Here is a 5,361-nt window from a genome sequence, read left to right as displayed (position 1 = left end):
GGTACACCCGGTTCGTGCGGAACCGCCCCGGTCGCCTGCTCCGGCATCAGCGTCTCGCTGGACTGCAGCAGCACCGTCCCGGCCCCGACGAACTCGAACTGGTGCTCCTCGCCGCTGGCCCCGCCGAGCCCGGTCATCGCGCGCAGGCCGCCCATCACGCCCCGCACATACCCGTGGTCGTAGTGGTGGCACGGCGACGGGCAGTCGGCCCAGCCGACCAGGGCCTGCGGGTCCACCCGCATCGGCGGCTCCATGAAGACCACCGGCCCGTTGGACGCGGCGACGAACTTCCCGGTGCCGATCAGCGTGAGGAAGCCGGGCACGATGGACTGCTTGAGCGCCAGGCTGGGCTGGTAGGCGAGCAGGTTGCCGGCCCGGATGGTGAGGTTGCCGTCGTCGAGGTCGAAGGAGTTCACGTCGAAGGCCCGGTCGGCCAGCAGCATCTTGCCGGAGCCCTGCGCCACCACCCAGTCGCCCGCGTGCAGCGGGGAGTGGAAGCTGGTGCGCACCAGGCGCTCCAGCGCCCCGTGGCCGATGCCGTTGAACTCGATCTGCCCGTAGTAGGCGATCATCTTGCCCTTCTGCAGGAACCACTGGGAGCCCTTGAGTTCCACGCAGAAGGTGTACGGGTTGACGTTGTCGTCCGCCGGGAGCGTGGCGGGGTCGAAGACCGGGACGGTCACAGCTTCTCCTCCGAGGCCTGGACGTACACCGTGCCGCTGCCGCTGAGCTCCAGCTGGAAGGCCTCGCCGGAGCCGCGGCCGACCATGTCGCGCCAGCCGAGCGCCGTGGACAGCTTGTTGCGCAGGTCGCCGCGGTGGGCGACGTAGGCCTGCGGATCGACGTGGACCGGGCGCTGTGGGGTCACCTGGAGCTCGAAGACGCCGCCGTGGGCCATCACCGCGACCGAACCGTGGCCCTGGAGGGTGGTGGTGAACAGGCCCTGTCCGGTGACCTGGCCGCGGACCATGCCCATCACGCCGCCCTGCGAACCCATGAACATGGTGCCCTGGCGGAGCGTCCCGTCGAAGGCGAGCAGCCGGTCGGCCTCGACGTACAGGGTCTCGCCGGTGAGCGCCACGACGTGCACGTGGTGTCCGCCGTGGCCGAACAGCACCGTGCCGTTGCCCTCGACCGTCATCAGCGGCGTCGCCTCGTTCGCCACCCGGCGGCCGATCATGGAGGCCAGGCCGCCCTGTCCGCCCTGCAGGTTGGGCGTGAAGGAGACCTCGCCGCGGTAGCCCAGCATCGCGCCGCGCTGGCTGTACATGGTCTGCCCCGGCAGCACCGTGGCCTCGACCATCTTGGAGTTGACCTCGCGGAACGGCATCAGACGTCACCCGCGATCGTGTTGCGCTCGCTCGGCTGGACGTACACCAGGCCGTCCCCCTCGAACCGCATCTGGAAGGCCTCGCCGCCGCCCTCGCCGAGGAAGGTCCGGAAGGTCACCCCCGACTGCAGCGTCTGCCGCAGGTTGCCCTGGTGGGCGACGTACGCCCCCGGGTCCACGGACAGCGGGTACTGCGGCGAGACCCGCAGCACCACGGCCGGTCCGTCGGAGATCAGGGCCGCCTGGCCGTGGCCCTCGACGGTGGTGGTGAACAGGCCGTTGCCCTGGGAGGCGCCGCGCAGGCCCGTGAAGGTGGTGCCGGTGCGCAGCCCCGCGTCGGTGGCCAGCAGGTTGCTCGACTCGACGTACAGCTTGTCGCCCTGCAGGCTCACCAGGTTGATCTCGGACGCCCGGTCCGCGAACCAGCAGGTGCCCCGCCCCTTCACCTCCATCAGCGTCATCTGCTCGCCGGTCAGCCGGCGGGTCACCATGCCGCGCAGGCCCTCGCCCCCGCCGCTGAGTTTCTTGAAGGCCATCTCCCCGTCGTAGGCGACCATCGACCCGTTCTTCGCGCGCACGGAGTCCCCGGTCATCTCGACGGCGAGTACCTTGCTCCCCTGAAGTCGGAACATCGCCACCAGGCGACGGTATCCGCAGGCGGGGCCCGGTGGACAGGCCGGGGGGAGGTCCGTGGCCCTGAAAAATGCCTCAGGGTCCCCCACGGCGGGGTCCGGGAACCTGTGAAGCCCCTCACCCGTTGAGCCGAGCAGGGGATGCCACAATGGGCGAGGCCCGCTTGTGCGCACATTCACAAGGTGTGACGTTCTTCCGACCTAAGGTGATCCGTGGACCTCAAGACCGCTGCCGCCCTCCGCCGCCTCCGCCTGGTGTCGGCGCCCGAGGCGGTGTCCTTCCTCCTGCTGCTGGTGTGCTCGGTCCTCAAGCGCACCACCGAGTTCAACGCCGTGCCGGCGCTGGGCGCGATCCACGCCGTGCTGTGGATCCTGTACGTCCTGTTCTGGGCGGACGCCTGGTACCGGGCCAAGTGGTCGTTCGGGACCGGCGCGCTGTACTTCGTGCTCGGTGTGCTGCCGTTCGGCGGGTTCTACGCCGAGCGCCGGCTGCGGCGTGAGACGGAGGACGCGGTCATCGCGGCGCGGGCCCGCAAGGAGATGACGAAGGGAACGGCAGCAGCATGATCGTCGCCTTTTCCGTGACCCCGCTGGGCGTGGGCGAGGACGTCGGCGAGTACGTCGCCGACGCCGTCCGCGTGGTCCGCGAGTCCGGTCTGCCGAACCGCACCGACGCCATGTTCACGTCCGTCGAGGGCGAGTGGGACGAGGTCATGGACGTCGTCAAGCGCGCGGTGGCGGCCGTCGAGGCACGTGCGCCCCGGGTGTCCGTGGTGCTCAAGGCCGACATCCGCCCCGGTGTGCGGGACGGGCTGACCTCCAAGGTCGAGACGGTGGAGCGGCACCTGGCGGCGGACTGACCCGCCCCCTCTTCACCCGCGCTCCACCCGTGCGAGAAGCCCCGGCCGCCGCGGCCGGGGCTTCTCGCTTTCACGGCGCGCCCACGGGCCCGCCGCCCACGCGCGTGCCCGCGGGGCGCGCGTCCGTCGCTCCGCTGTATTGAGCGACTACTCAAACGGGTGTACGTTTCTGCCCTCGGTACTTGAGCGATCGCTCAAACGCGGTGCGGGGAGGGGGAGTTCACGGTGGGGATCTACGTGGAGGCCACGGTCGGCGCGGACTTCGACGAGCTCTGGCGGCTCACCCAGGACCCGGCCTGCCACCAGCGCTGGGACCTGCGCTTCACGGAGATCAAGCCGCTGCCCGGGCCCGAGGGTGGCCCGGTGCGGTTCCGCTACGCCACCCGGGTGCTGCCGGGGCTCGTCGTGGCCGGCACCGGCGTCTCGGCGGGGGAGCGGGAGCGGCCCGACGGCACGCGCACCTCCGCGCTGCGCTTCTCCTGCCCCCACCCGCTCTCGCCGCTCGCCGAGGGCAGCGGCTACTGGCGGTACGTGCCGGACGGCGACGGGGTGCGCTTCCTCACCGGCTACGACTACCGCCCGCGCTGGGGACGGGCCGGCAGCCTGCTCGACCGGCTGGTGTTCCGCCGTCTGATGGGCTGGGCGACCGCCTGGTCCTTCGACCGGCTCCGGCTCTGGCTGGAGCGCGGGATCAGCCCGGAGCGCGCGCTGCTGAACTGGATCGCCGAGATGGCCGTCCGCACCCTGGTGATCGCCGCCTCCTGCGCGGTGCTGCTGGCCGGACCCCTGCAGATCGCCGCGCTGACCGGGCCGCTCGGCCCCGGCACCGTCTTCGCGCTGCCCCTGGCGGCCGCCGTCGCCCTCACGCTCGCCCTGATCAAGACCCCGCTGCCGGGCACCCCGGCCGCCCGCCGCTGCCTGCGCACCCCGCCGCTGCGGGTGCGTGCTCCGCGTCTGCTCCTGCGTCTGGAAGGGCCCACGTCATGAGCCACGGCTCGATCTTCCGCCGGGTGATGGGCGCGGACTTCGGACGGCTGCACCCCGAGCTGCGGCGCCGGTTCTCCGTCGGCCTGGACAGCGGCGAGGCCTGTGTCGGGACCGGGGTGATGGACCGGATCTGGCACGGAGGCCGTTTCGTCCGGCCGTTCCTGGCGCTCGGCGCCACCCGGAACATCCTGGTCCCGCGGGAAGGGCGGAACGTGCCCTTCGTGATCGAGAACGTTCCCTACATCGACTCCTTCGGCCGGGAGACGGTCAGCTTCGTGCGGACCTTCCAGCTGGCCGACGGACCCCGCCGCTTCGACGCGCAGATGGTCCTGGGGCCGCGGGGCGACCGGGTGCTGGACTACCTCGGCACCCACCAGCACCTGGCCAGCGACCTGCACCTCGCGGCGGGGGACGGGGGCGAGCTGATCATCCGCTCCGGCGAGCACCGGTTCCGCGAGGGGCCGCTGGACCTCCGCGTCCCCGGGCTCGTCGGCGGCGACGCGGAGGTGCGGGAGGCGTTCGACGACGCCACCGGGCGCTTCACGATCCGGGTCCGTGTGGTCAACCGGTACGTCGGCCCGCTCTTCGGCTACGAGGGCTCCTTCACCGCCGAGTACACCGAGGCCGCCCGCCACGGCGTGCGCGCCGGGCTGCGGCCGGTGCGAGAGGAGGCCCGGGCGTGATCCCGGCGAACCGCGACGCGGCCCGCGGGTCCGGCCCGGGCGGGCAGGGCGGAGGCACGGGCGGCCCGAGCGGCGGGGACGACGCGGGCGGCACGGGCGCAGCCCAGGCGCCGGGAGCCGTGCCCGACACCCGGACCCGGCTGCTGGAGGGGACCCTGCACACCCTTGCCGAGCACGGCATCGCCAAGGTGTCCGCCCGGTCCGTGGCGGCCGCGGCCGGGGTGAACCAGGCGCTGGTCTTCTACCACTTCGGGTCGATGGACGAGCTGCTCGCCGCCGCCTGCCGGCACGGCGCGGGGGAGCGGGTCGCCCGGTACCGGGAGCGGCTCGCCGAGGTGACCTCGTTGTCCGGGCTGCTGGCCCTGGGCCGGGAGATCCACGACACCGAGCGGGCCTCCGGCCACGTGGCGCTGATCGGCCAGATGCTGGCCGGCGCCCAGACCCACGCCCGCCTCGGCCCGGCCACCGCCGCCGGGCTCGACCTGTGGATCACCGAGATCGAGCGGGTGCTGCGCCGGGTGCTGGCGGCCACCCCGTTCGGCGAGTTCGCCGACCCCGAGGGGCTGGCCCGTGCGATCGCCGCCTCCTTCGTCGGTCTGGAGCTCTACGAGGGCGCCGACCCCGAGGGGGCCACCCGCGCCCTGGACGCCCTGGAGCGGCTGGCGGACCTGGTCTCCGCCGTGGACGCCCTGGGCCCCGTCGCGCAGCGCGCGGTCCGCGCCCACCTGCGCCGCAGCGTCGCTCGCCCGGAGCGGTCGTCCTCCTCGGCCGAACGGGCGGTTTCCGGTCGAGGGCCGACCGACACGCCGTAGCGCCGGGAACCTCGCCGGTCACCGGGATTACCGGGCCGACGCCGCCCCGTCCCACCC

General features: G+C 73.0%; 8 protein-coding genes. 5 read left to right on the top strand and 3 right to left on the bottom strand.

Annotated features, from left to right (window positions below; translation table 11 throughout):
- The 3 genes from ACOV8S_RS14160 to ACOV8S_RS14150 all read right to left on the bottom strand — a co-directional run.
- On the bottom strand, positions 1-683 hold a 683-nt coding region (locus tag ACOV8S_RS14160; RefSeq protein ID WP_448318169.1), incomplete at its 3' end, for an AIM24 family protein.
- The gene (locus tag ACOV8S_RS14155) at positions 680-1,330 is read right to left on the bottom strand and encodes an AIM24 family protein (RefSeq protein WP_448318168.1); all 651 of its coding nucleotides are present in this window, start codon (positions 1,328-1,330) and stop codon (positions 680-682) included. The genes ACOV8S_RS14160 and ACOV8S_RS14155, both read right to left, overlap by 4 nt.
- Complete coding sequence (locus ACOV8S_RS14150) at positions 1,330-1,962, bottom strand: AIM24 family protein (RefSeq protein ID WP_448318167.1); 633 nt, start codon at positions 1,960-1,962, stop codon at positions 1,330-1,332. Before ACOV8S_RS14150 ends, ACOV8S_RS14155 begins: the two co-directional genes overlap by 1 nt.
- A gap of 213 nt (positions 1,963-2,175) precedes the next feature.
- Here ACOV8S_RS14150 and ACOV8S_RS14145 point away from each other — a divergent pair, with 213 nt between their 5' ends.
- The 5 genes from ACOV8S_RS14145 to ACOV8S_RS14125 all read left to right on the top strand — a co-directional run bounded on the left by ACOV8S_RS14145 (position 2,176) and on the right by ACOV8S_RS14125 (position 5,304).
- Entirely contained in the window at positions 2,176-2,529 is a 354-nt protein-coding gene (locus ACOV8S_RS14145; protein WP_382558625.1) for a DUF3817 domain-containing protein, read from the top strand.
- Entirely contained in the window at positions 2,526-2,822 is a 297-nt protein-coding gene (locus ACOV8S_RS14140; RefSeq protein WP_351111828.1) for an MTH1187 family thiamine-binding protein, read from the top strand. The genes ACOV8S_RS14145 and ACOV8S_RS14140 overlap by 4 nt, the downstream gene beginning before the upstream one ends.
- Positions 2,823-3,047: 225 nt before the next feature.
- Positions 3,048-3,809 (top strand): hypothetical protein, encoded by a 762-nt coding sequence (locus ACOV8S_RS14135; RefSeq protein ID WP_448318166.1) that lies wholly within the window; start codon positions 3,048-3,050, stop codon positions 3,807-3,809.
- Positions 3,806-4,492, top strand: a complete 687-nt coding sequence (locus tag ACOV8S_RS14130) for a DUF4166 domain-containing protein (protein WP_448318165.1) — start codon at positions 3,806-3,808, stop codon at positions 4,490-4,492. Before ACOV8S_RS14135 ends, ACOV8S_RS14130 begins: the two co-directional genes overlap by 4 nt.
- A 119-nt stretch (positions 4,493-4,611) precedes the next feature.
- Positions 4,612-5,304 (top strand): TetR/AcrR family transcriptional regulator, encoded by a 693-nt coding sequence (locus ACOV8S_RS14125; protein ID WP_448318860.1) that lies wholly within the window; start codon positions 4,612-4,614, stop codon positions 5,302-5,304.
- Positions 5,305-5,361 lie beyond the last annotated feature (57 nt).

It is taken from the genome of Streptomyces sp. CO7, from assembly GCF_053474865.1.
This window is presented reverse-complemented; position numbering and strand designations above follow the sequence as displayed.

Coding starts and splice junctions, on each gene's coding strand:
- ACOV8S_RS14150 (WP_448318167.1), bottom strand. CDS start 1,962: ATGTTCCGACTTCAGGGGAGCAAGGTACTCGCCGTCGAGATGACCGGG.
- ACOV8S_RS14155 (WP_448318168.1), bottom strand. CDS start 1,330: ATGCCGTTCCGCGAGGTCAACTCCAAGATGGTCGAGGCCACGGTGCTG.
- ACOV8S_RS14140 (WP_351111828.1), top strand. CDS start 2,526: ATGATCGTCGCCTTTTCCGTGACCCCGCTGGGCGTGGGCGAGGACGTC.
- ACOV8S_RS14130 (WP_448318165.1), top strand. CDS start 3,806: ATGAGCCACGGCTCGATCTTCCGCCGGGTGATGGGCGCGGACTTCGGA.